Genomic DNA, 21622 nt, shown 5'->3' with positions numbered 1-21622 from the left:
AATGCTCAAGAAAGCCCTATGCGCAGCCATGATTTCCAGCCTGTTTGCCGTCGGCTTCGCCGCGCCGACCATGGCTGTCGAATTGCGCAAGACCCCTTATCTGCCTTCCTCGCAACCAGCCAGACCACCGATCGTCAATCCGAATTCGAATACCAATCGCCCCGGCCCGAATTCACCGGGATGCTACGGCTCGGTCACCTGCCGCAACAGCGAAAGCTATATCTCCGGCCAAGGCGTGTTGCGCTACAAGAACGGCGAACCGCTGGAAGTGCGCCCATCCACCCGTCCGCAGGTTCAGCGCTTCGGACCGAGCGTCAATCACATGCAGTGGTGCTCAAATCGCTATCGGAGCTATCGCAGCTCCGATGACACCTATCAGCCGCTCGCCGGACCGCGCACCAGCTGCAACTCGCCATTTCAATAAACGACGAACCAACGAAAAAGGCCGGGTTGAACCCGGCCTTTTCAATTCTCTTCCGATGATCAAGCAGCAGCAGACTTGCTGTGCGTGCGGATCAGGCGGCCAAGCCGCATGATGCCTTCGTCGATCATTTCGTCATTGGCGCAGGAATAGCTGAGACGCAGCGTGTTTGCGCCGCTGGCATCGGCAAAGAATGCCTTGCCCGGAACGAAAGCGACCTTCTCTGTCTCGATGGACGATGCAAGCAGCTGCGCGCCATCCATGCCTTCCGGCACCGTGACCCAGATGAACATGCCGCCTTCAGGCTTGGTCCAGCTGGTGCCTTCCGGCATATATTTGGCAAGGGCTTCCAGCATGCGATCACGGCGATGCTTGTAGACCTTGGCGATCTTGGCAACCTGCGCATCGAAGCCGTGCGTCGCGACATGATAGATCGCGATCTGGTTGATGGTCGAAGAATGAAGGTCAGCCGCCTGCTTCATAAGCACGAGCTTGCGGATAACATCCTTCGAGGCAACCACGTAGCCAACGCGCAGACCCGGTGCGAGTGTCTTGGAGAACGAGCCGCAATAAATGGTGCGGGTCTTTTCGATGTCACCGCCATTGCGGGCGATGTCGAGCGAAAGGATCGGCGGGATGGCTTCGCCATTGTAGCGCAGATATTGATAGGCTGCGTCTTCAATGATCGGGATATTCAGCTCGTCGGCCTGCGCTAGCAGCTTTTCACGGCCAGCCAGATCGACAGTTTCGCCGGTCGGATTCGAGAAATCGGCCGACAGATAGCTGAACTTCACCTTGCCGCCAGCCTTTTCAGCTGCCTGCGCATAGGATGCGGGCGTGCGGTTGCCGGTGATCGACAGCGTGTCATAGGTCGGCTCATAGGCATTGAATGCCTGCAAAGCGCCCAGATAAGTCGGCGCAGTCACAAGCGCGGTATCATTGGGCGAAATGAACAGCTTGCCGAGATAATCGAGCGCCTGCTGCGAACCGGAGGTGATGAAAACATTGTCCTCAGTGCAGGGAATGCCAATCTTGGCCAGTTCGCCAACGAGCCATGTGCGCAGCGGCTTGTAGCCTTCGGATACCGAATATTGCAGTGCGGCATTTGCCTCAGCGCCCGTCAGCGTTTCCTTATAGGCAGCCTGAAAGGCTTCATGCGGAAACAGCGCCGGATCGGGAATGCCACCGGCAAACGAAATAATGTCCGGACGTTCCAGAAGCTTCAGAAGTTCACGGATTTCCGATGCGCGCATGCGTTTGGAGCGCGTTGCAAAAACATTTTCCCAGTCCAACACGGGAAATCTCCTCAATTAGACTTAACCATCCATCTGATGGAATTCGTACTAGCCAGATCTCCTCAAACCCTAGCTAATAGGGGGAAGCTCTAGCGCAATTTTAAACCAACGAGAACAGCTTTTCCCATGCTTCTATGGAATAAAGCTATTCGAAATTCTTTTAGCCTTCGACGTGCATGAAACGGAAAGCTGGCGCTGTGTTTTGGTTCTTTTCGTTCGCGGCTTAATCGCGATCAATCCAACCATCCAGCGTCAAGTAATGAAGGGGCGTTTGAAACGCCCCCTCTTTTTGCTCGGCATGGAAGCTCTCAAATCAGATGAGATTCTGGTTCTGGTCCGTCGAAAATGGTGTTTACTGAGAACCGGAGCGGAATGTACTTAAAGGTACATGAGCACCGGAAGCGGAAGAAAATGCCATTTGCAGACAGCCAGAACCTGAATATCGCTGATTTTTAGTTGCGAGCCTTATCCACCAGCTTGTTCGCTGCAATCCACGGCATCATGGCGCGGAGCTTTTCGCCAACTTCTTCGATCTGATGCGCATCGTTGTTGCGGCGGATGCCCTTGAAGCGAGCAGCACCTGCACGATATTCCTGCATCCAATCGGAAGTGAACTTGCCGGTCTGAATGTCCTTCAGAACGCGCTTCATTTCTTCCTTGGTTTCGGCAGTGATGATGCGCGGACCGGTGACGTATTCGCCCCATTCAGCGGTGTTCGAGATCGAGTAGTTCATGTTGGCGATGCCGCCTTCGTAGATCAGGTCCACGATCAGCTTCATTTCGTGCAGGCACTCGAAGTAAGCCATTTCCGGTGCGTAGCCGGCTTCAACCAGAACTTCGAAACCGGTGCGGATCAGTTCGACCACGCCGCCGCAGAGAACAGCCTGCTCACCGAACAGATCGGTTTCGCACTCTTCCTTGAAGGTGGTTTCGATGACGCCCGAACGACCGCCGCCAACACCCGAAGCGTAGGACAGAGCGAGGTCATGGGCATTGCCGGAAGCATCCTGATGGATGGCGATCAGGCAAGGCACGCCGCCGCCCTTCTGGTACTCGCCGCGAACCGTATGGCCTGGGCCCTTCGGTGCGATCATGACAACGTCGACCGACTTCTTCGGCTCGATGAGGCCGAAATGAACATTGAGGCCGTGTGCGAAAGCAATCGCAGCGCCGTCGCGCAGGTTGCTGTGGATGTGGTCGCGGTAGATGTCAGCCTGCAGCTCATCCGGGGTCGCCATCATCATCAGGTCGGCCCATTTGGCCGCATCGGCAACGCTCATCACCTGAAAGCCGTCAGCTTCAGCCTTCTTGATGGTTGCGGAACCTTCGCGAAGGGCGACGCGCACGTTGGCAGCACCGGAATCCTTCAGGTTCAGCGCATGGGCGCGGCCCTGGCTGCCGTAGCCGACGATAACCACATTCTTGGACTTGATCAGGTTAACGTCTGCATCCCGGTCGTAATAAACGCGCATTTCCTATTCCCTTCGTTTCCAGTTTATTCTCTGGCCTTCTTGCGTCAGCCGATCTGATTAGGCTCCATACAGAGCGAAAAACTGCTTGGTGGCGCGCCGGGCGTCCCGGATGACCACGTCGTCAGTCAGTTCCAGCCGGTCGCCCAACAGCAACCGGATTTGCATGTCCCGGACGACAAGCCCGAAGAACGTGCGAAATGCTTCATCGATATCGTCGAAAGCAAGCAGCTTCGCTTCCATCCCCATTTCAAGGATCGGCTTCAGGCGCTTGGCCATGGCCACCGGTCCATTGGAGAGAACGATATCGCCCAGCGCCGACTTGCCCGATGCCGCATGGCTGACCGCCAGACGGTTAAGCGCGATCGACGTGCGCCCCGAAAGCACCAGCAACCAGTCGCGGGCGAAGTGCTCCAGACTTGAGAAAAGCGATTCCGCGTCCAGCTTCTCGCGCGCCAGCGGCACAACGCGAACCTTGGAGGCCTGCCAGCGAACCATCGCCGTCAGAAGACCGTCACGGTCGCCAAACCATTTATAGAGGCTTTCCTTGGAACAGTTGGCGGCACGCGCAATGCTCGCCGTTGTCAAAGCGCGGTCTCCGCCTTCGACAAGAAGGCGCAACGCCTGCTCCAGAACATCGTTCTGACGCGGCGAAAGAGCCTGCTGCTTTTGAGCCTGCAATTCGTCGCTACCATCAGTCACGGGTCACTTCCTCCTCTTGTACCGTACGGTACGGTTCCCATTCTATTAGACCTTGCCACATGGACGGTCAAGCGAGATTTTTGAAAAATTCGGATGGTAAAGGCGTGTACTAAAGATGTCTGTGCCGATAGCGCGATTGAACCATGCGACTGCGTAAAAATAGTAGGAAAAACAAAAAATTAGGGCGCCATCCGGAATCAAATTCTCAGATGACGCCCTCATAGACAGACGGTGATTAAAGCGAATTCCAGATCAGATATTCACCTGCGTGCCGATTTCGACCACGCGCCCGGTTGGAATCTGGAAATATTCGGTCGCGTCCGATGCCGTGCGCGCCAGCAGAATAAACAGCTTGTCCTGCCACAAAGGCATGCCGGAATGCACCGACGCCTTGAGCGAACGTCGCGACAGGAAGAAAGACGTCGTCATGATGTCGAACTTCCAGCCGAGCTTGCGGCAAAGGCCAAGCGCGCGCGGAATATTCGGCTGCTGCATATAGCCGAATTTGAGCGTCACCTGCATGAAGCGCTCGTTATATTGCGAGACGCGGGCGCGGTCCGCGCTTGAGACCCACGGCTTCGACGCTGTGACAACAGTCAAAATGACATTGTTCTGATGCAGAACCTTGTAATGCTTCAGACTGTGCATCAGCGCGGTGGGCGCACTTTTCGGATCGCCCGTCAAAAAGACCGCTGTTCCCGGCACGATCGTCGGCGGACGTTTGGCCATCTGCTCGACGATGAGATCGAGCGGAACTTCGCCCTTGCGCGTCTTGAGGAAGAGATGCCGCGTGCCCCGCACCCAGGTCCACATGATGATGACGAGCACGGCAGCGATGCCGATCGAAGCCCAGCCGCCTTCATGCACTTTGATGATGTTGGCGCTGAAGAACATGATGTCGATCAGCAGGAAGCCCAGCATCAAAGGCAGGGCGCGGCCCACGGGCCACTTCCAGATCCGCGTCATGACGATATAGAGCAGCACGGTCGTCACCAGCATATTGCCGGTAACCGCAATGCCGTAAGCTGCGGCCAGATTGGTCGACTTCTCGAAGCCCAGCACCAGAATGACCACGGCAAGGCCGAGCAGCAGATTGACGCGCGGAATATAGATCTGCCCGTGCAGCTTTTCAGACGTATGCTGAATCTCTAGGCGCGGCAGAATGTTGAGCTGCACCGCCTGTCTCGCGACCGAATAAGCGCCAGTGATGACCGCCTGACTGGCGATCACCGTTGCCGCCGTCGCCAACAGCACCATCGGTAACAAGGCGAAATCCGGTAACATCTGGAAGAACGGCAATGCAGCCGCTTCACCATGCGACAGGATGAAGGCAGCCTGTCCGAAATAATTGAGCACGAGACACGGAAACACGATCCACAGCCAGGCACGCACAATCGGCTTGCGCCCGAAATGACCCAGATCGGCATAAAGCGCTTCCGCACCCGTCATGGCCAGGAAAACAGCGCCAACCGTGATGAAGGCGATGCCCGGGCTGATGATAAGAAAATGCAGGGCATAATAGGGATTGAGCGCGGCGATCACAGTCGGATCGTCGAAAATATGCCAGAGGCCCGACGCACCAAGCGCCAGGAACCAGATTGCCATGATCGGGCCGAACACGATAGCCACCCTGCCGGTGCCAAGCTTTTGCACCGAAAACAGGGTCACAAGAATGACCACCGTGATGGGCACCACGAAGGGTGTGAGACTGGGCGCGACAATTTCCAGACCTTCCATGGCGGAAAGCACGGAAATGGCGGGCGTAATCACCGCATCGCCGAAGAACAACGCAGCACCGACAATGCCGACGCCGAGAATGAGATTTGGACGTCCCTTCAGCGCACCGCGCACCAGCGCCATCAGCGAGAGGATACCACCTTCGCCGTTGTTATCCGCACGCAGCACGAACAGGACATATTTGATTGTGACGACCAGTGTCAGCGCCCAAAAGATCAGCGACACGACACCAAGAATATCGGAGCGAGGCAAACTGCCGTCGGAAGCCGCCGCATGCAGCGCTTCGCGAAAAGCATAGATCGGGCTGGTACCGATATCGCCATAAACGACACCGAGAGCGCCCAACACCAGCGTCTTCATGCTGTCATTGTGATGATCGTTCTCTTCGGCGGCAAACCCGCCTTCGAAACCCGCGGCGCCACCAACAAGCGGAGCGGCAGCGGCGTCCTGCGGGGCGGGTTGCGGTTGCGCGTTCTGGCCGTTCAGCTCATCGCTCATTTGCAAACACCTCGCACCGTCCTGAAGTCATTCTGGCTGGAAATCATTTTATGTGGAGTCCACTCACAGGAACGCCCGCAAAAGATTGCGGTTTGCAACAACCGTGCCGCACCTTTGCCCCAATCAGGTTCAATCATGATCACCGGACCGAACGGCGGAAACGCACCGCTCCGATGAGGCCCGCAAGGCGAAACTCGCCGGGGCGCACCGATGTGAAATGCGGACTTCGGAAAACTGTATCAATGCTTCCCTCATACGTTCCTGCGCGCCCCCGACGCGGAGAGAACCAGCCGCGGACGCCTATAGCTTGTTGAGCTTTGGCACAAATGCGCTTTTTGCAAAGCTCGCAGAGAAGCTATGCGCATGACGCATTGAATGCACCAATTACCCAGCCAAAGCAGCGATGAAACGTGCCACTGTCGCCGACATACCATACGTCAAAGCGTCCGCCGTCAATCCATGTCCGATGGAAACTTCTTTCAATTGTGGCATGCGCTTGACCAGTGCGGGAAGATTTTCAATTGTCAGATCGTGACCGGCATTGATTTCAAGGCCGAGTGCTGTCGCGGCTTCAGCGGCTTTGCCTATCCGGTCCAGCTCACGCGCTGCCGCTGCCGGGTCGTCATAAGTCCCGCCGTAAGGCCCGGTGTAGAATTCAAGCCGGTCGGCACCAAGAGCCTTGGCCTTGTCATAACCCAGCGGATCGGGATCGGCGAACAGCGAAACGCGCATACCGCCCTTCTTCAGCCGCGCCACGATGGGCGCAAGATAATCGGCCTTGGACAGGAAATCCCAGCCATGGTCGGAAGTGGCCTGTGTCGGATCGTCCGGCACCAGCGTCACCTGCTCCGGCTGGTGCTTTTCAACCAGCTCAAGGAAAGCTTCGCTCGGAAAGCCTTCAATGTTGAATTCGGCCTGCGGAAATTCATCGTCGATCAATGCGCGAATATCGCCAAGATCGGAAAAACGGATGTGGCGCTGGTCCGGGCGCGGATGCACCGTCAAACCCGCAGCCCCTGCCGCAAGTGCTATCCGTCCAAGACCGGTGACGCTCGGCCAAGGCAGATCGCGACGATTACGCAGCATGGCAATGGCATTGAGATTGACAGATAATTTCGCAGGCATGGAGGCATTTCTCCCGTTATCGGTTTTCGCTTTATATCGCCCGTCGCAGGAAAGTGTGAGTGTTTTCCCGTCGCACCCGATCACCCATCCCCAAATGTTGCCGTTTCCCGCCTTTCGAGCATGGAGCAAGCTTCTCCACGGCAAAATTGGAACAACAATCCGCAACCTTTCGATGGGTCCAGACGTTTGAATCCTGTCCCGCCAGGGCTCGCTTTGACGATTGATGATAGAAAGACGCTTGGAGACCGATGATGCGCAATGAGGACATCCCCGTCGTCCGCCGCATTCCCACAGACCGGAATGATGTATTCGCCTTTGCCATTGAAGGGCATCTGGACGATTCATCGCTGGAGAATCTTTACGGCCTGCTTGACGCAGCCTATGAGCAGTTTGACGAGATTGATCTTCTGATCCGTCTCACCGGCTATGAAGGCGTGGACTGGACGGCAGCCTTTTCCGAAAGCATGCTGTCGATGCGTTCAAAATCACTCAAGCATCTGCGGCGCTATGCGATTGTCGGCGGGCCATTATGGATTCAGGCCAGCATCACCCTGATGCAGCCCTTTCTCTCCATCGAAATGCGTTCTTTCGAAACCGATGAAGAAGAAGACGCATGGGAGTGGCTAAGCGCCAAACCAATTGAAAGCTGATTATTTTACAATCGTCAGGCGTTCAGCCGCACGGGTAATGGCCGTATAAAGCCAGCGCTCGCGCGTATCGCGAAAAGCAAAGCTCTCATCAAACAGTACAACATCGTCCCACTGCGAACCCTGCGCCTTATGCACCGTCAGCGCATAGCCATAGTCGAAATCGTCGTAGCGCTTCTTGGTCTGCCAGGGAATTTCGCTATCCGGGTCCTCGAATTGCGCCTTCAAAAGCTTGATCTTCGCGACACCGCGATCATCGTCTTCCGGCGCAACCAGCAGATTGATGCCAGGCTTCACGGTTTCCTTGGATGAGGTCATGACCTTCCAGAGCGACCCGTTGAGCAAGCCCTTGGCCGGATCGTTGCGCAGACAAACGAGCTTGTCGCCCGCTTGCGGATAATCCGCCGTAAAGCCCTTCAACTCACGCAGACGCTGATTGTAGCGACGCCGCGTGCGATTGGTGCCGACAAGCACCTGATCCGCTTTCAGCACCATCTCCTGATTGACTTCGTTCTTGCTGATGACCTTCGCTGCGCCGTGATCGCCATAAGGCAATTCGCGCCCTTCCCGGACATCGAGTGCCATGCGGATGATCGGATTGTCCTGCGCCTGCCGGTGAATCTCGGTAAGCAGATAGTTCGGTTCATGTTCGGTGAAAAAACCGCCGCCCGAAATCGGTGGCAACTGGCCGGGATCGCCCAGCACAAGGATCGGCGTTCCGAAGCTCATGAGATCGCGCCCAAGCGCCTCGTCCACCATCGAACATTCATCGACCACGATCATCGCCGCCTTGGCGACCGGGCTTTGCCGGTTGAGCGAGAATGTCGGGGCGATAGACGTCTTGCCGGTTGTCTCGTCCTCGATGGCTTCCTCGCCACGCGGACGATAGATCAGCGAATGCAGCGTGCGCGCATTGCTCGCGCCCTTGGAACGCAGAACCTGCGCCGCCTTGCCGGTAAAGGCGGCGAACTGCACGTCGCCATCGACATGTTCCGCGAAATAGCGCGCAAGTGTCGTCTTGCCTGTTCCGGCATAGCCGAACAGTCTGAAAATGGGACTACGACCGTCTTTCAGCCATTGTCCCACGGCCTTGAGCGCCTGATCCTGTTCCGGTGAAAACTGCATGGCTCTTTCAGACAGGATTCGCGACCTGAAAACAAGATCAAACCGTGATCAAACAGCCGTATTCAGAAGAGCAGTATAGCGGGAGAGGTCGACATTGCCGCCGCTGATGATCACGCCCACGCGCTTTCCGCGCAATTGATCCGCAATCTGGCGGGCACCGGCGAAGGCCAGACAGCCGGTCGGTTCCACCACCAGCTTCATCTGCCGGGCAAAGAACTTCATGCCATCAACGAGCGCCTGATCGCTGACCGTCAGCACATCCGTCACCTTTTCGCGGATGATGGCAAAGGTCAGATCGCCCGGTGCTTGCGTCTGCGCGCCATCGGCCAGCGTCTGCGGCGTATCGATGCGCACAATCTTGCCCGCACGCAGGGACTGCTGGACGTCGTTGCCCGCTTCCGGCTCAACACCATAAACCTCGCAATCGGGCGAAAGCGCCTTGGCGGCCAGAGCCGATCCGGCAATCAATCCGCCACCGCCGACACAAACGAAAAGCGCGTCGAGCGGACCCACTTCCTCGATCAGCTCCTTGGTCGCCGTGCCCTGCCCGGCAATGATATGCGGGTGGTTATAGGGCGGGATCAGGGTCAGACCGCCCTCCTCCGCCAGACGGTTCGTCAAGGCATCGCGGTCATCCTTATAGCGATTGAACGTGATAACATTGGCACCATAGCCGCGCGTTGCTTCGAGCTTCGACTGCGGCGCATCTTCCGGCATCAATATGGTGGCGGAAATGCCAAGCAGCTTTGCCGATAAGGCCACGGCCTGGGCATGGTTGCCCGACGAAAACGCGATCACGCCGCGCTTCTTCTGCTCGTCACTGAAACGCGACAGGGCATTGAATGCACCACGAAACTTGAACGCGCCGATCCGCTGCAGACTTTCCACCTTGAAAAAGAACTCTGCGCCTGTCTCGTCATTCAGCGCAGTGGAAGTCAGAACCGGCGTATGAAACGCGTGACCTTCGATCTGGCTCGCTGCGGATGCAACATCGTCATAGGTGGGAAGTGCCGACATGCTCATGCTCCTGATTGAATTACCTTAACATCGGCCAAAGGCTTGCGATAAGCAGCAAGGCCATAGCCATGTTGAACCATTTGAGGCGCACCGGATCGTCCAGCCAGTTGCGCAGCAACATGCCAAAGCCTGCCCATACCGACACGCTTGGCAGATTGACTAGCGCGAAAGCGACACTCACCAGCGACACCGCGAGATAGTAATTGTCATGCGTGGCATAGGTGGCGATGCCGGTGACAGCCATTACCCACGCCTTGGGATTGACCCACTGAAAGGCTGCGGCCTGCATGAACGTCATCGGCTTGTCGTCACGATTGCCCTTTGCCTCGCCGATGGAACGCGATGTCGCGATTTTCCATGCGAGATAGAGCATATATGCGCCCCCAGCGAATTTCAGGCTGGTGTAGAAGGCCGGCACAGTTTCAAGCAACATGCCCAATCCGAACCCGACCGCCAGAAGCAGGCCGAAAAAGCCGACGCCAATACCCAGCATATGCGGGATCGTGCGGCGAAAACCGAAGTTCACCCCCGACGCCAGAAGCATCAGATTGTTCGGACCCGGCGTTATGGAAGAAACGAAAGCGAAGGCGATCAGCGCCAGAAATATTTCGACAGACATATGATGAACCCGATTTACCCGCACAAATTAGCTCAATAAAAAACCGGCACAATCGAAACATTGTGCCGGTTTTAAGCCTTATTGTATCGATCCTCTGCCCTTGGCAGAAAAACTATACTTACATGCCTTCAGGACCGCGGTTCATTGCCGCCACGCCAGTGCGGCAGATTTCGACAAGGCCGAGCGGCTTCATGATCGAGATGAACTGGTCGATCTTGGCGGTTTTGCCGGTGATCTCCAGAATGAAGTGATCCGTCGTCGCGTCGACCACCTTGGCCTTGAACGCATCGGCAAGACGCAGAGTTTCGGCGCGGGCTTCACCCTTGCCAGCCACCTTAACCAGCGCCAGCTCGCGCTCGATCGGACGATCATGCCCAAGTTCGCTCGCACGATGGCTCAGATCCACCACGCGGTGCACCGGAACGATGCGCGCCAGCTGGTGACGGATCTGGTCAAGCACATGCGGCGTGCCACGCGTCACGATGGTGATGCGCGACAGATGCTTCTCGTGCTCGGTTTCCGAAACCGTCAGGCTTTCGATGTTGTAACCGCGACCGGAGAAAAGTCCGATCACACGGGCAAGAACACCCGGCTCGTTATCGACGAGGACCGCAAGCGTGTGGGTTTCCGGGGTCTGGGTTTCGGCAGCGATGAAGTAAGCCGATCCGGAAGCTAGGTTCTGTGCATTCATAATTAAATCCTCCGGATCAGACGAGCGCGCGGCCCTTGGCGTCGATGGCATTGGCAACGGCTTCGTCCGTAGCTTCGTCAGGCAACAGCATTTCGTTATGCGCCTTGCCGGACGGGATCATCGGGAAACAGTTCGCCAGATTGGCAACGCGGCAGTCGAAGATGACCGGCTTGTCGATGTCGATCATTTCCTGAATGGCGCTATCCAGATCGCCCGGCTTTTCGCAACGGATGCCATGCGCGCCATAGGCTTCCGCCAGTTTGACGAAATCCGGCATCGCTTCCGTATAGGAATGCGACAGACGATTGCCATGCAGCAATTGCTGCCACTGGCGGACCATGCCCATATACTGGTTGTTCAGGATGAATATCTTGATCGGCGCATTATGCTGGATAGCCGCCGACATTTCCTGAATGCACATCTGGATCGATGCATCACCAGCAATGTCGATAACCAGCGCATCCGGATGTGCGATCTGCACACCGAGCGCGGCAGGCAGGCCATAACCCATAGTGCCCAGACCGCCCGAGGTCAGCCAGCGGTTCGGTTCTTCAAAACCGTAGAACTGCGCAGCCCACATCTGGTGCTGACCAACTTCCGTGGTGATGTAGGTCTTGCGATCCTTGGTCAGTTCATACAGCCGCTCAATAGCATATTGCGGCATGATGACGTCTTTGTTCGGCGTATAGGCCAGCGAATTGCGGGCGCGCCAACGGTCAATCTGCTCCCACCAGGCCGCGATGGTCTTCTTTTCCGGCTTTTTGTCGGAAGCGCGGAACTGGCGAACGATATCTTCCAAAACATGCGCAACATCGCCGATAATCGGCACATCCACGCGGACATTCTTGTTGATCGACGACGGATCAATATCGATGTGAATCTTCTTCGAATTCGGCGAGAAGGCATTGAGGCGGCCAGTAATACGGTCATCGAAGCGCGCGCCGACGCACAGCATGACGTCGCAATCATGCATGGTCATATTGGCTTCGTAGGTGCCGTGCATGCCCAGCATGCCGAGCCAATTCTTGCCGGAAGCCGGATAAGCGCCGAGGCCCATCAGGGTAGAGGTGATCGGGAAATTGCCGAGTTCAACCAGCTCGCGCAGCAGACGGGAAGCTGCCGGGCCGGAATTGATCACGCCACCGCCGGAATAGATGACGGGCTTCTTCGCCGTGGCGAGCAGACGAACAGCGTCGGCAATCGCCTGCGCATTGCCGTCGAGAACCGGACGGTACGTGGTACGCGGCGTGGTCTGCGGCGGCGTATAGATGCCCTTTGCAAACTGGATGTCCTTCGGAATATCGACCAGAACCGGGCCGGGACGACCCGTGGATGCGACATGGAAGGCTTCATGCAGAACGCGCGACAGGTCGTTGACGTCCTTCACCAGCCAGTTGTGCTTGGTGCAGGGACGCGTGATGCCAACGGTATCGGCTTCCTGAAAAGCATCGGAGCCAATCAAGGAGGTTGGGACCTGACCGGAAATGCAGACGAGCGGGATGGAATCCATCAGCGCATCCTGAAGCGGCGTAACCGCATTGGTTGCGCCGGGACCGGAGGTCACCAGCAACACACCAACCTTGCCCGTGGAGCGGGCATAGCCTTCGGCGGCATGGCCTGCGCCCTGCTCGTGACGCACGAGAATGTGCTGAATTTTGTCCTGCTGGAACAGTTCGTCATAGATCGGAAGCACTGCGCCGCCCGGATAGCCGAAAATGCTTTCCACGCCCTGATCAATCATGGCCTGGATAACCATTTCCGCGCCGGTCATCTCGCGCGGATGGCTTGTTTCCTGTGATCCTGCGGCGGTTGCTTCCGCCTCTTGTTTACCTGCAGTCATCGTTCTCTTCCCGTCTAGTCGATATTTCGGTGTTAGATTTAGCCGCATCGGGCTTTTTTGGATAATAAAAAAGGCCCCCGAGGGAGCCTGTCTTTCGCGCATGGGAGCTTTCGCCGGATGGTTACACCATCCTGCCCATGCGCGCCCGTACCACAAGAATAATAAACGTGTTCATGGGGCGGGACACTAATCGCCTGAAAACGAGCCGTCAACGCATAAATACGGGCCCTGCGATATTTTCTTAAGATTCACCCCACCCTTTCGATAACTTTATTTCAACCCGGATTTGTTAGTTTCGTTCAACACTCTTTTGAAAGTTAGCGAAATGAACATGGGCGGGGATATTGACGGCAATGCCGAGATGAAAGACCGCGGCTTTGTACAGCGCAACCGCACGGAAGGCCATGTCATCCAGTGCGACGGCGAGCGCGCGATCATCGCGGCTCTGTCCGGCCCCTCTTCCACGGCTTCCGATGACTACTGGACTGTAGGCCAGCTCATCTCGATACAGTCCGGCGGCAACCGTCTGGTCGGCCTCGTCCATAATGTCACCGTGCCCGATAATGCCTGGGCACGCGGCGGCGACAACATCGTCCACGTCCATGTCGAATTTCTCGGAGAAGTCCGCGGCGAACCGGATGGCGCTATGTCGTTTAGCGGCGGTATTTCCAGATATCCTTATCCCGGTGCCATCGCCCACCGCATCCGCGCCACCGACCTGTCTGCTGTCTATGCCCAGATGGGGCAGACAAGCGTCCCCATCGGCGCGCTGACGCAGGATACCTCCGTTCCCGCCTATGTTTCGGTGGAAGACCTCATCTCGCGCCATTTTGCCGTTGTCGGCACCACGGGCGTGGGCAAATCCAGCGCCGTCATGCTGCTGCTGCGCCGCATCGTCTTGCAGCGGCCCGATCTGCGCATCCTCATCCTCGATCCGCACAATGAATTTGCTGGCGCATTTCCGGATCTTGCCATCGCGGTGGACCAGACCAATATCGAATTGCCGTTCTGGATGTTGCGGTTGGACGAGTTTGCGGATGTCATCTTTCGTGGTCGCCCCCCCGAGCCAACCGAATACGACATATTGCGCGACCTTGTGCAGCTTGCCCGCGAAAAGACCAATGACAGCGAGACCGGCGGCCGCCAGACCTTGCGGCGCAAATTATCGGACAGAACGGTCAGCGTCGATACGCCGATTGCCTATCGCCTGCGCGATCTCCTGACCCTGATCGAAGACAGGATCGGCCTTCTCGACAGCAAGGCCGAGCGCCCCTATCTGCGCAACCTGAAAGCGCGGCTGGAATCCATCGCCAGCGATCCGCGCTTTCGCTTCATGTTTGCTGTTACCGGCGGCCCGGAAACCATGCGTCAGGCCATCGCCCGCATTTTCCGCATTCCGCACAATGGCAAGCCGATTTGCACCTTCCAGCTCGCAGGCCTGCCATCCGAGGTGGTCAATGCGGTTGCGTCGGTTCTGTGCCGCCTCTCCTTCGACATTGCCATGTCGAGCGAAGGCAGCCTGCAAACCCTTGTCATCTGCGAGGAAGCGCACCGTTATATTCCCGCCGACAAGGATGCCGGTTTCTGGCCGACACGACAGGCCATTGCCCGCATCGCCAAGGAAGGGCGCAAATATGGCTCCTATCTCGGCGTGATCAGCCAGCGCCCCGGCGAGCTGGACGCCACCATTCTCTCGCAGTGCAACTCCATCTTCGCGATGCGCCTCGGCAATGAGCGCGATCAGGAAATCATCAAGGGCGCATTGCGCGGCGGCGCCCGCAGTATGGCAGGATTTCTCTCGTCAATTGCCAACCGTGAAGCCATCGCCTTTGGCGAAGCGTTCTCAACGCCGATGCGACTGACCTTCGAAACAGTCCCACCGCATCAATTGCCGGGACGCCGCAAAGCCGAAAACCCCACCGCATCCTGGCAGGTCGACGACAAGATCGCGCTGGACCGCATCGTGGATCGGCTTCGCTCCTTTGAAAATAATGCGCAAACCGGCGTTCCTGAAAAACCGTCCGAAGACAGCGATCTATTGGAGAAGCCTTCGACAATCAGCAGGCTGGAAACCGTCACGGCGGCAGCACTTGCACCGGAGCGACCAGCGCCAGTCGTGTCTCATAACAGCGAGACAGCCCAAAGCATGAAAAAGCTTGGCGATCTGGTGCGCAATTTCCGTAAGGATTTTGAGGGCTGATACACGGCCCCCAGCGACACAGCATCAAGCGCAGACGCGGTTGCGCCCCATATTCTTGGCGGCATAGAGCATCTTGTCGGCGCGGCGATAAAGGTCCTTCGACGTTTCGCGCCTGTCCCATACGGCAAGCCCGATACTGACGGTCACCGTCAGCTTCACATCGCCAAGATCTATTTCCAGCCCCGCAATGGCCTTGCGGATACGATTGGCGAGCTTGATCATCAGCTCCGCATCCATATTCGGAGCCAGCACGGCGAATTCTTCGCCGCCGAGACGCGCAACCACATCGTGATATCGGGTATAATCGCGCAGGCAGCGCGCGACTTCCTGCAACACCACGTCGCCAATATCGTGTCCATGGGTGTCGTTGACGGACTTGAAGTGGTCCAGATCAATAATCATCAGGCCGACCGGTCGCTGGATACGATCGAACTGAACCAGATATTCCCTCAGCGCTTCATCGAAATAGCGCCGGTTCTGCATGCCAGTGAGGCTGTCGGTCAGGGCCGCATGTTCGAGCGTTTGCGACCGTTCGGACAAATCCTGCGTGATGATCTGCAACTTGCCGCGATCCAGCGCCTCGGTGCGTATCTGCGGATAGATCAGCAAAAGCCCGCAAACGATGGAAGCGATCAGAACCCAGATCGCCGCGTGATTGAGCCGTCCGAGAACGGCCACCAGTTCGGCAGCGGACGCATCGAGAGGGCTAGCTGCAAGCAAGCCCAAATCCACATGCACGCGATAAAGCAATATGCCTATCCCGCACATCAAAATAATCAGAATGAAAAATGCCCGCTCCGATTTATGAAACCGCATATTTCGCGCCCGCCTCTCTTTTCGGAGATTGCCAGCGAGTTATTTCAGTGTCGTTAATTGAAGTAGTGCTTCATCAGAATTACTTAAAAAATTCCAGCTTTTATCAAGCTGATTGCGAAACCAGGTCGACTGGCGCTTGGCATATTGCCGCGTTGCAATCACCGAACGTTCGATGGCTTCGTCTTCACTCATCGTAGCTTCGAGGAAAGCGCTGATCTCCCGAACGCCAATGGCCTTCATGGCGGGCAGCGTCGGATCGAGCTGCAAGGCCAACAGTGCCTTCACCTCATCGATAGCGCCATTGTTCCACATCAGGGCAAAGCGCCGCGCAATGCGCTCAGAAAGCCAGCCCCGTTCTGGCAAAAGCACAACCTTGCGTGCCGACTGGTCATCCACCAGCACACGCCCCTTGGTTTGCTGCCACGCGCTCAAGGATTTTCCGGTGCTCTCGATTACCTCCAGCGCCCGCACGATGCGCTGGCTGTCGGTTGGTTGAAGCGTTGCGGCCATCTGCGGGTCACGCTCGAACAGTGCCCGATGCAGCGCTTCTGCGCCTTCCGCCTCCATACGTGCGCGCCAATGGTTGCGCACATCCGGCGATACTTCCGGCATTTGCGACAGACCGCCCAGCAGAGCACGGAAATATAGCCCCGTGCCGCCGACGAAAATCGGTGTCCGTCCTATCAACTCCGGCTGCGCCAGAAGTGCCGCCACATCGGCGAACCATTTGCCGGTGGAATAGGACACGGACGGCGCGACATGGCCGTAGAGATGATGCTCGGCTGAAGCCAGATCATCTGCCCCCGGACGCGCCGTCAGCAGATCGAGCACGTCATAAACCTGCATGGAATCGGTGTTTACGATGAAACCGCCGGTCTCCCTTGCCATATGAACAGCAAGTGCCGACTTGCCGCTGGCCGTTGGGCCAGCTATCAGGATGGCATTCTTGATCGCCTCCTCACTCATCGCAGGAATCGCTCCCTCATGTCTGCATCCGCTTCGCTCATTGCCACTTTGATCGCCAACCCGGCCAAGGCCGCTCTTGTTCCATCGCTCGGGATTAAAGCGTCAGCGGCAGTGAATGCAACAGGACTTTATTGGCTTGCAGACGGTATTGCCTGCGATATCCCCCTGCCAAGCGGCCTGAGCGCCGATGACGCCGACGCTGCGCTGCGCGCGGCACTCGATAGCGCACCGGTTGATGTCGTTGTGCAAGAGCAGGATCGCCGCCGCAAGAAAATCCTGATTGCCGACATGGATTCGACCATGATTCAGCAGGAGTGCATCGACGAACTCGCCGAAGAAGCAGGCTTGCGCGAGCATGTGGCCGCAATTACCGCCCGCGCCATGAATGGCGAAATCGCCTTTGAACCGGCCCTGCGTGAACGCGTTGCCCTTCTGAAAGGCTTGCCCCTTCAGGTTATAGACAAGGTGATCGCCACCCGCATCACGCTCACACCCGGCGGACCGGAACTGGTGCGCACCATGCGCAAGCACGGCGCTTATACCGCGCTTGTCTCGGGCGGCTTCACATCCTTCACCCACCGCATTGCCGAAATGATCGGCTTCAACGAAGACCGCGCCAATCTTCTTCTGGATGATGGCGCCAAGCTGACAGGCGTTGTCGCGGAGCCGATTCTCGGTCGCGAAGCCAAGGTGGAACGGCTGGAAGAAATTGCTGATCGTCTGGGTCTTTCACCCGATGACGCAATCGCGGTGGGCGATGGCGCCAACGATCTCGGCATGATCCAGCTCGCGGGAACGGGCGTGGCGCTCCATGCCAAACCGGCGGTGGCAGCGCAAGCCAAGGTGCGCATCGACCATGGCGACCTGACTGCACTTCTCTACATTCAGGGTTACAGGAAAACGGACTTCGTCGAATGATGATTCTGGAAACGCCAAGGCTTGTCATTCGGAATTGGGAGGATCGCGACCGCGATCTCTTTCACACGATCAATTCCGATGAAGAGGTCATGCATTTCTTCCCGTTCCGGCGTAACCGCCAAGAATCGGACGAGTTTTTCGACCGGTTGCGCACGATGATCTCGGAAACCGGCCTTGGTTTCTACGCACTCGAAGAGAAGGCAAGCGGCGAATGCATCGGCTTCGCCGGGCTATTGCGCACCAATCTTGAACCGCATTTTCCGGATGGAACAGTGGAAATAGGCTGGCGACTTGCCCGTCCCTTCTGGGGCAAGGGCTTTGTGACCGAAGCTGGCAAAGCCCTTCTGGCCTATGCCTTCGGGCCGCTGGGCTTGTCTGAGGTTGTATCCTTCGCCGTGGAGGCTAATGACCGCTCCACGAGCGTCATGCAGCGCATCGGCATGGTGCGCGATGCCTCAAGCGATTTCAATCATCCGCGCGTACCGGACGAAACACATCACCTGAAACGCCTCGTCGTTTATCGCGCTTACGCCACCTGACCGGCGCACCAGCCGGAAGACCACGCCCACTGGAAATTATACCCGCCGAGCCAGCCGGTAACATCGACCACTTCGCCGATGAAATAGAGACCCGGCACGGACTTGGCCTCCATGGTGCGCGAATCGAGATCACGAGTATCGACACCGCCCAGCGTTACTTCTGCCGTGCGATAGCCTTCCGAACCGGCAGGCTTGATGCGCCAGTCATTGACGACAGCTTCCACGCGGCGGAACAGCTTGTCGGACATATCGGCGAGATGCCCGCTGGCGCCGTTTTCCTCGGCGATGGTCTGCGCAAGCTTCTTCGGCAGATGCAGGCCAAGCGCGGTCTGCAAGGCCTGCTTGCCATTCTGCGTGCGCTGTGCGCGCAAGGCTTCGAACAGGTCCGTACCGGGCAACATGCTGATGCGGATTTCATCGCCCTCTTTCCAATAGGACGATATCTGCAAAATGGACGGGCCGCTAATGCCGCGATGCGTGAACAGCATGGCCTCGGTAAAGCTCGTCTTGCCACATGACACCACCGCATCAACAGCGATACCGGCCAACGGCTTCAGACGTTCCAGCGTATTCGGCTCAAAGGTAAGCGGGACCAGTGCCGGGCGCGTCTCAACCAGCCGCAACCCGAATTGTTCGGCAAGGTCATAGCCGAAGCCCGTTGCGCCCATTTTCGGAATGGATTTGCCACCGCAGGCGACGACCACAGAACGGCATCTGACCGTCGTGCGAACACCGCCTTCCATCAGCCGCAGTTCAAACCCGTCGCCGGTCTTGGCCACATTCTCGACACCGCAGGAGAGTTTCAGCCGCGCGCTGTGACGCTTCATCTCGCCGAGCAGCATATCGATGATCTGCGTTGCCGAGCCGTCGCAGAACAGCTGCCCCAGCGTCTTTTCATGATAAGCAATGCGATGCCGCTCGACCAATGCGATGAAATCGCGCTGCGTATAGCGGCTTAAGGCCGAGATGCAGAAATGCGGATTGCGCGACAGATAGTTCTTCGGGCTGGCATGGATATTGGTGAAGTTGCACCGGCCGCCGCCGGAGATGCGGATTTTGTCACCCGCCGACTTGGCATGATCGACAACCAGCACCGAGCGTCCGCGCTTGGCCGCTTCGATGGCGCACATCATTCCGGCTGCGCCCGCGCCTATCACGACAATATCGACAGTTTCCAACTCGCACACCACTCCATGAAGCGTTTTGGCGCTTCAATCCTGAATCTCATTCTCAGCACTTGCCGCTATTTGATTCAAATCGCAAATGAAAACGGCGCGGCGGATGATCCGCAGCGCCGCTCCAATTCCATCTTACAGAAGTCTCAGTCGATCCGAACAGTCACGAAACGCAACTCGCCGGAACGCGACGCCAGCATGAGCAGCGCGTTCTTGCGCCCTTCCCGCCGCAGTGCGTCGATGCGCTTCTTCACATCCTCGGGCGCTTTGACGGTGACCTGATTGATATCAACGATGACATCGCCCGTCTCGACCCGCTTGTCACCCGCAGCCGAACCTGGAGCCACATAAAGGATGGCAACACCGTGCACGTCTTCGGCAATGCCGAATTCGCCGCGCACATCGTCATTGAGTTCGGAAAGCTTCATGCCAAGCACGGTCGGACCCGTGGCTTCGCTCTTCTGCTCTTTCTTCGGCTTTGCTGGCGCTTCCTGTCCGTCTTCGCCCTCTGTTCCATCCGGAACCGGCGCCTGATCTTCGGTTGCAGCATCCGTGCTCTTGTCATCTTCGACAAGGCGGCCAAGCTTCACTTTAACGGTTTGCTCCGCGCCATCGCGAACAACCTTGATTTCCACTTCCTTGCCAACTGGGCTTTCGGCAACAAGGCGTGGCAGATCGCGCGCGGTATCCACCGGCTTGCCTTCATAGCCGATGACAACATCACCGGCCTTCAGCGCCGTGTTGTCCACGCCGGAATTCTCGATCAGTCCGGCAATCAGAGCGCCTTTCGGATCCTTCAGGCCAAGACTATCCGCAATATCCTGCGTCACCGGCTGGATGCGCACACCGAGCCAGCCGCGCTTGACCTCACCGAATTCCTTCAGCTGATCGATCACGCCAACAGCCATTTCAGCCGGAATGGCAAAACCGATGCCGATAGAGCCGCCCGAGGGCGAAATGATCGCCGTGTTGATCCCGATTACCTGACCGTTCATGTCGAACAGCGGGCCGCCCGAATTACCGCGATTGATGGCGGCATCTGTCTGGATGAAGTCATCATAGGGGCCGGAATTGATGTCGCGCTTGCGCGCCGAAATGATACCAGCCGTTACCGTTCCGCCCAATCCGAACGGGTTGCCGATCGCCAGAACCCAATCGCCAATGCGCGCCTTTTCTGAATTGCCGAACTGCACGGCCTTCAACTTGTGCTTGGTGGGATCGACTTTCAGGACAGCCAGATCGGTCTTGATATCCTTGCCGACCAGCTCGGCCTTCAGCTTGGTGCCGTCGTTGAAATTGACTTCAATCTCGTCAGCATCCGCAATGACGTGATTGTTGGTGACGATGAATCCCTTTTCGGCATCGATGACGAAGCCCGATCCAAGCGACTGCACCTTGCGGGATTCGTCGCTCTGCTCACCGTCCTTGTTGTTGAAGAAATCCTTGAAATATTCCTGGAACGGCGAGCCTTCCGGCACCTTCGGCATGGGTACGGGGCCATCGCCCTCGCCGCCATCGTCCTTTACGGTCTGCGAGGTGGAGATATTCACCACCGCATCCAGAAGGCCTTCTGCAAGATCGGCAACAGAACCTGGACCCTGAATGCCTTTCACAGGTGCGTCCTGAGCAAAGGCTGGCGGTGTTGCGACCGTTAGCGTTCCGGTGACAGCCAGCGCGCCCATTGCCACGGTTGCGAATAGGGTGCGAGCGAACCCCGCCTTCGGTACGATTGCCATAAAGCTCTGCTCCGATCCTGAATATCTACGCAAATAACCTAAAGGTTAGATCGCCGCAAATTAAGGCCTGTTTACGGCCCCGTATA

Annotated in this window: 19 protein-coding genes; 5 read left to right on the top strand and 14 right to left on the bottom strand. The window is 57.3% G+C overall.

The window, feature by feature from the left end; all coding sequences use genetic code 11:
* Position 1: 1 nt before the first annotated feature.
* Complete coding sequence (locus FHW00_RS05825; protein ID WP_078339424.1) at positions 2–424, top strand: BA14K family protein; 423 nt, start codon at positions 2–4, stop codon at positions 422–424.
* Positions 425–483: 59 nt separating this feature from the next.
* On the opposite strand, the gene FHW00_RS05820 is transcribed toward FHW00_RS05825, so the two are convergent.
* From FHW00_RS05820 to FHW00_RS05800, 5 genes are all read right to left on the bottom strand, one after another.
* Positions 484–1716 carry an aminotransferase-like domain-containing protein gene (locus FHW00_RS05820; RefSeq protein WP_078339361.1) on the bottom strand — a complete coding sequence of 411 codons (1233 nt, stop codon included), beginning with the start codon at positions 1714–1716 and terminating at the stop codon, positions 484–486.
* Between the two features lie 452 nt (positions 1717–2168).
* Positions 2169–3188: a ketol-acid reductoisomerase gene (ilvC, locus tag FHW00_RS05815; protein ID WP_078339362.1), complete on the bottom strand. Its 1020-nt coding sequence runs from the start codon at positions 3186–3188 to the stop codon at positions 2169–2171.
* A gap of 57 nt (positions 3189–3245) precedes the next feature.
* Complete coding sequence (locus tag FHW00_RS05810; protein ID WP_078339363.1) at positions 3246–3887, bottom strand: TetR/AcrR family transcriptional regulator; 642 nt, start codon at positions 3885–3887, stop codon at positions 3246–3248.
* 252 nt (positions 3888–4139) lie between these two features.
* The gene (locus tag FHW00_RS05805; RefSeq protein ID WP_113533822.1) at positions 4140–5984 is read right to left on the bottom strand and encodes a potassium transporter Kup; all 1845 of its coding nucleotides are present in this window, start codon (positions 5982–5984) and stop codon (positions 4140–4142) included.
* A gap of 522 nt (positions 5985–6506) precedes the next feature.
* Positions 6507–7247 carry a pyridoxine 5'-phosphate synthase gene (locus FHW00_RS05800; protein ID WP_078339365.1) on the bottom strand — a complete coding sequence of 247 codons (741 nt, stop codon included), beginning with the start codon at positions 7245–7247 and terminating at the stop codon, positions 6507–6509.
* A gap of 251 nt (positions 7248–7498) precedes the next feature.
* On the opposite strand from FHW00_RS05800, the gene FHW00_RS05795 reads away from it, so the two are divergent.
* Entirely contained in the window at positions 7499–7897 is a 399-nt protein-coding gene (locus tag FHW00_RS05795) for a SpoIIAA family protein (RefSeq protein ID WP_176168334.1), read from the top strand.
* Here the strand turns inward: FHW00_RS05795 and FHW00_RS05790 are convergent, their stop codons facing one another.
* The 5 genes from FHW00_RS05790 to FHW00_RS05770 all read right to left on the bottom strand — a co-directional run bounded on the left by FHW00_RS05790 (position 7898) and on the right by FHW00_RS05770 (position 13186).
* Positions 7898–9019 (bottom strand): ATP-dependent DNA helicase, encoded by a 1122-nt coding sequence (locus tag FHW00_RS05790; RefSeq protein ID WP_078339367.1) that lies wholly within the window; start codon positions 9017–9019, stop codon positions 7898–7900.
* Between the two features lie 48 nt (positions 9020–9067).
* Complete coding sequence (locus FHW00_RS05785; protein ID WP_078339368.1) at positions 9068–10036, bottom strand: threo-3-hydroxy-L-aspartate ammonia-lyase; 969 nt, start codon at positions 10034–10036, stop codon at positions 9068–9070.
* Positions 10037–10055: 19 nt separating this feature from the next.
* A complete protein-coding gene (locus FHW00_RS05780; RefSeq protein WP_078339369.1) occupies positions 10056–10655 on the bottom strand; it encodes a LysE family translocator in 600 nt (199 codons plus the stop codon).
* Between the two features lie 118 nt (positions 10656–10773).
* Positions 10774–11346, bottom strand: a complete 573-nt coding sequence (ilvN, locus tag FHW00_RS05775; protein WP_078339370.1) for an acetolactate synthase small subunit — start codon at positions 11344–11346, stop codon at positions 10774–10776.
* Between the two features lie 16 nt (positions 11347–11362).
* A complete protein-coding gene (locus tag FHW00_RS05770; protein ID WP_078339371.1) occupies positions 11363–13186 on the bottom strand; it encodes an acetolactate synthase 3 large subunit in 1824 nt (607 codons plus the stop codon).
* Positions 13187–13511: 325 nt separating this feature from the next.
* Between FHW00_RS05770 and FHW00_RS05765 the strand changes: the two genes are divergently transcribed.
* Positions 13512–15386, top strand: coding sequence for an ATP-binding protein (locus FHW00_RS05765; RefSeq protein WP_078339372.1), 1875 nt, complete (start codon positions 13512–13514; stop codon positions 15384–15386).
* A gap of 24 nt (positions 15387–15410) precedes the next feature.
* On the opposite strand, the gene FHW00_RS05760 is transcribed toward FHW00_RS05765, so the two are convergent.
* Both FHW00_RS05760 and miaA read right to left on the bottom strand, forming a co-directional pair.
* Positions 15411–16202 (bottom strand): GGDEF domain-containing protein, encoded by a 792-nt coding sequence (locus FHW00_RS05760; protein ID WP_078339373.1) that lies wholly within the window; start codon positions 16200–16202, stop codon positions 15411–15413.
* A gap of 39 nt (positions 16203–16241) precedes the next feature.
* The gene (gene miaA / locus FHW00_RS05755; RefSeq protein WP_078339374.1) at positions 16242–17168 is read right to left on the bottom strand and encodes a tRNA (adenosine(37)-N6)-dimethylallyltransferase MiaA; all 927 of its coding nucleotides are present in this window, start codon (positions 17166–17168) and stop codon (positions 16242–16244) included.
* Between the two features lie 18 nt (positions 17169–17186).
* Here miaA and serB point away from each other — a divergent pair, with 18 nt between their 5' ends.
* Together serB and FHW00_RS05745 are read left to right on the top strand one after the other, a co-directional pair.
* Complete coding sequence (gene serB / locus FHW00_RS05750) at positions 17187–18086, top strand: phosphoserine phosphatase SerB (RefSeq protein WP_078339375.1); 900 nt, start codon at positions 17187–17189, stop codon at positions 18084–18086.
* A complete protein-coding gene (locus FHW00_RS05745; RefSeq protein ID WP_078339376.1) occupies positions 18083–18625 on the top strand; it encodes a GNAT family N-acetyltransferase in 543 nt (180 codons plus the stop codon). The genes serB and FHW00_RS05745 overlap by 4 nt, the downstream gene beginning before the upstream one ends.
* On the opposite strand, the gene FHW00_RS05740 is transcribed toward FHW00_RS05745, so the two are convergent.
* The gene (locus FHW00_RS05740; protein ID WP_078339377.1) at positions 18613–19803 is read right to left on the bottom strand and encodes a BaiN/RdsA family NAD(P)/FAD-dependent oxidoreductase; all 1191 of its coding nucleotides are present in this window, start codon (positions 19801–19803) and stop codon (positions 18613–18615) included. The genes FHW00_RS05745 and FHW00_RS05740 overlap by 13 nt on opposite strands.
* Before the next feature lie 143 nt (positions 19804–19946).
* Entirely contained in the window at positions 19947–21536 is a 1590-nt protein-coding gene (locus tag FHW00_RS05735) for a DegQ family serine endoprotease (RefSeq protein ID WP_078339378.1), read from the bottom strand.
* Positions 21537–21622 lie beyond the last annotated feature (86 nt).

It is taken from the genome of Ochrobactrum sp. P6BSIII (genome assembly GCF_014138065.1).
Classification (GTDB): Bacteria; Pseudomonadota; Alphaproteobacteria; order Rhizobiales; family Rhizobiaceae; genus Brucella.
This window is presented reverse-complemented; position numbering and strand designations above follow the sequence as displayed.

Coding starts and splice junctions, on each gene's coding strand:
- FHW00_RS05825 (WP_078339424.1), top strand. CDS start 2: ATGCTCAAGAAAGCCCTATGCGCAGCCATGATTTCCAGCCTGTTTGCC.
- FHW00_RS05760 (WP_078339373.1), bottom strand. CDS start 16,202: ATGCGGTTTCATAAATCGGAGCGGGCATTTTTCATTCTGATTATTTTG.
- FHW00_RS05745 (WP_078339376.1), top strand. CDS start 18,083: ATGATGATTCTGGAAACGCCAAGGCTTGTCATTCGGAATTGGGAGGAT.
- FHW00_RS05780 (WP_078339369.1), bottom strand. CDS start 10,655: ATGTCTGTCGAAATATTTCTGGCGCTGATCGCCTTCGCTTTCGTTTCT.
- miaA (WP_078339374.1), bottom strand. CDS start 17,168: ATGAGTGAGGAGGCGATCAAGAATGCCATCCTGATAGCTGGCCCAACG.
- FHW00_RS05770 (WP_078339371.1), bottom strand. CDS start 13,186: ATGACTGCAGGTAAACAAGAGGCGGAAGCAACCGCCGCAGGATCACAG.
- FHW00_RS05805 (WP_113533822.1), bottom strand. CDS start 5,984: ATGAAGACGCTGGTGTTGGGCGCTCTCGGTGTCGTTTATGGCGATATC.
- ilvC (WP_078339362.1), bottom strand. CDS start 3,188: ATGCGCGTTTATTACGACCGGGATGCAGACGTTAACCTGATCAAGTCC.
- ilvN (WP_078339370.1), bottom strand. CDS start 11,346: ATGAATGCACAGAACCTAGCTTCCGGATCGGCTTACTTCATCGCTGCC.
- FHW00_RS05765 (WP_078339372.1), top strand. CDS start 13,512: ATGAACATGGGCGGGGATATTGACGGCAATGCCGAGATGAAAGACCGC.
- serB (WP_078339375.1), top strand. CDS start 17,187: ATGTCTGCATCCGCTTCGCTCATTGCCACTTTGATCGCCAACCCGGCC.
- FHW00_RS05735 (WP_078339378.1), bottom strand. CDS start 21,536: ATGGCAATCGTACCGAAGGCGGGGTTCGCTCGCACCCTATTCGCAACC.
- FHW00_RS05790 (WP_078339367.1), bottom strand. CDS start 9,019: ATGCAGTTTTCACCGGAACAGGATCAGGCGCTCAAGGCCGTGGGACAA.
- FHW00_RS05785 (WP_078339368.1), bottom strand. CDS start 10,036: ATGTCGGCACTTCCCACCTATGACGATGTTGCATCCGCAGCGAGCCAG.
- FHW00_RS05795 (WP_176168334.1), top strand. CDS start 7,499: ATGCGCAATGAGGACATCCCCGTCGTCCGCCGCATTCCCACAGACCGG.
- FHW00_RS05800 (WP_078339365.1), bottom strand. CDS start 7,247: ATGCCTGCGAAATTATCTGTCAATCTCAATGCCATTGCCATGCTGCGT.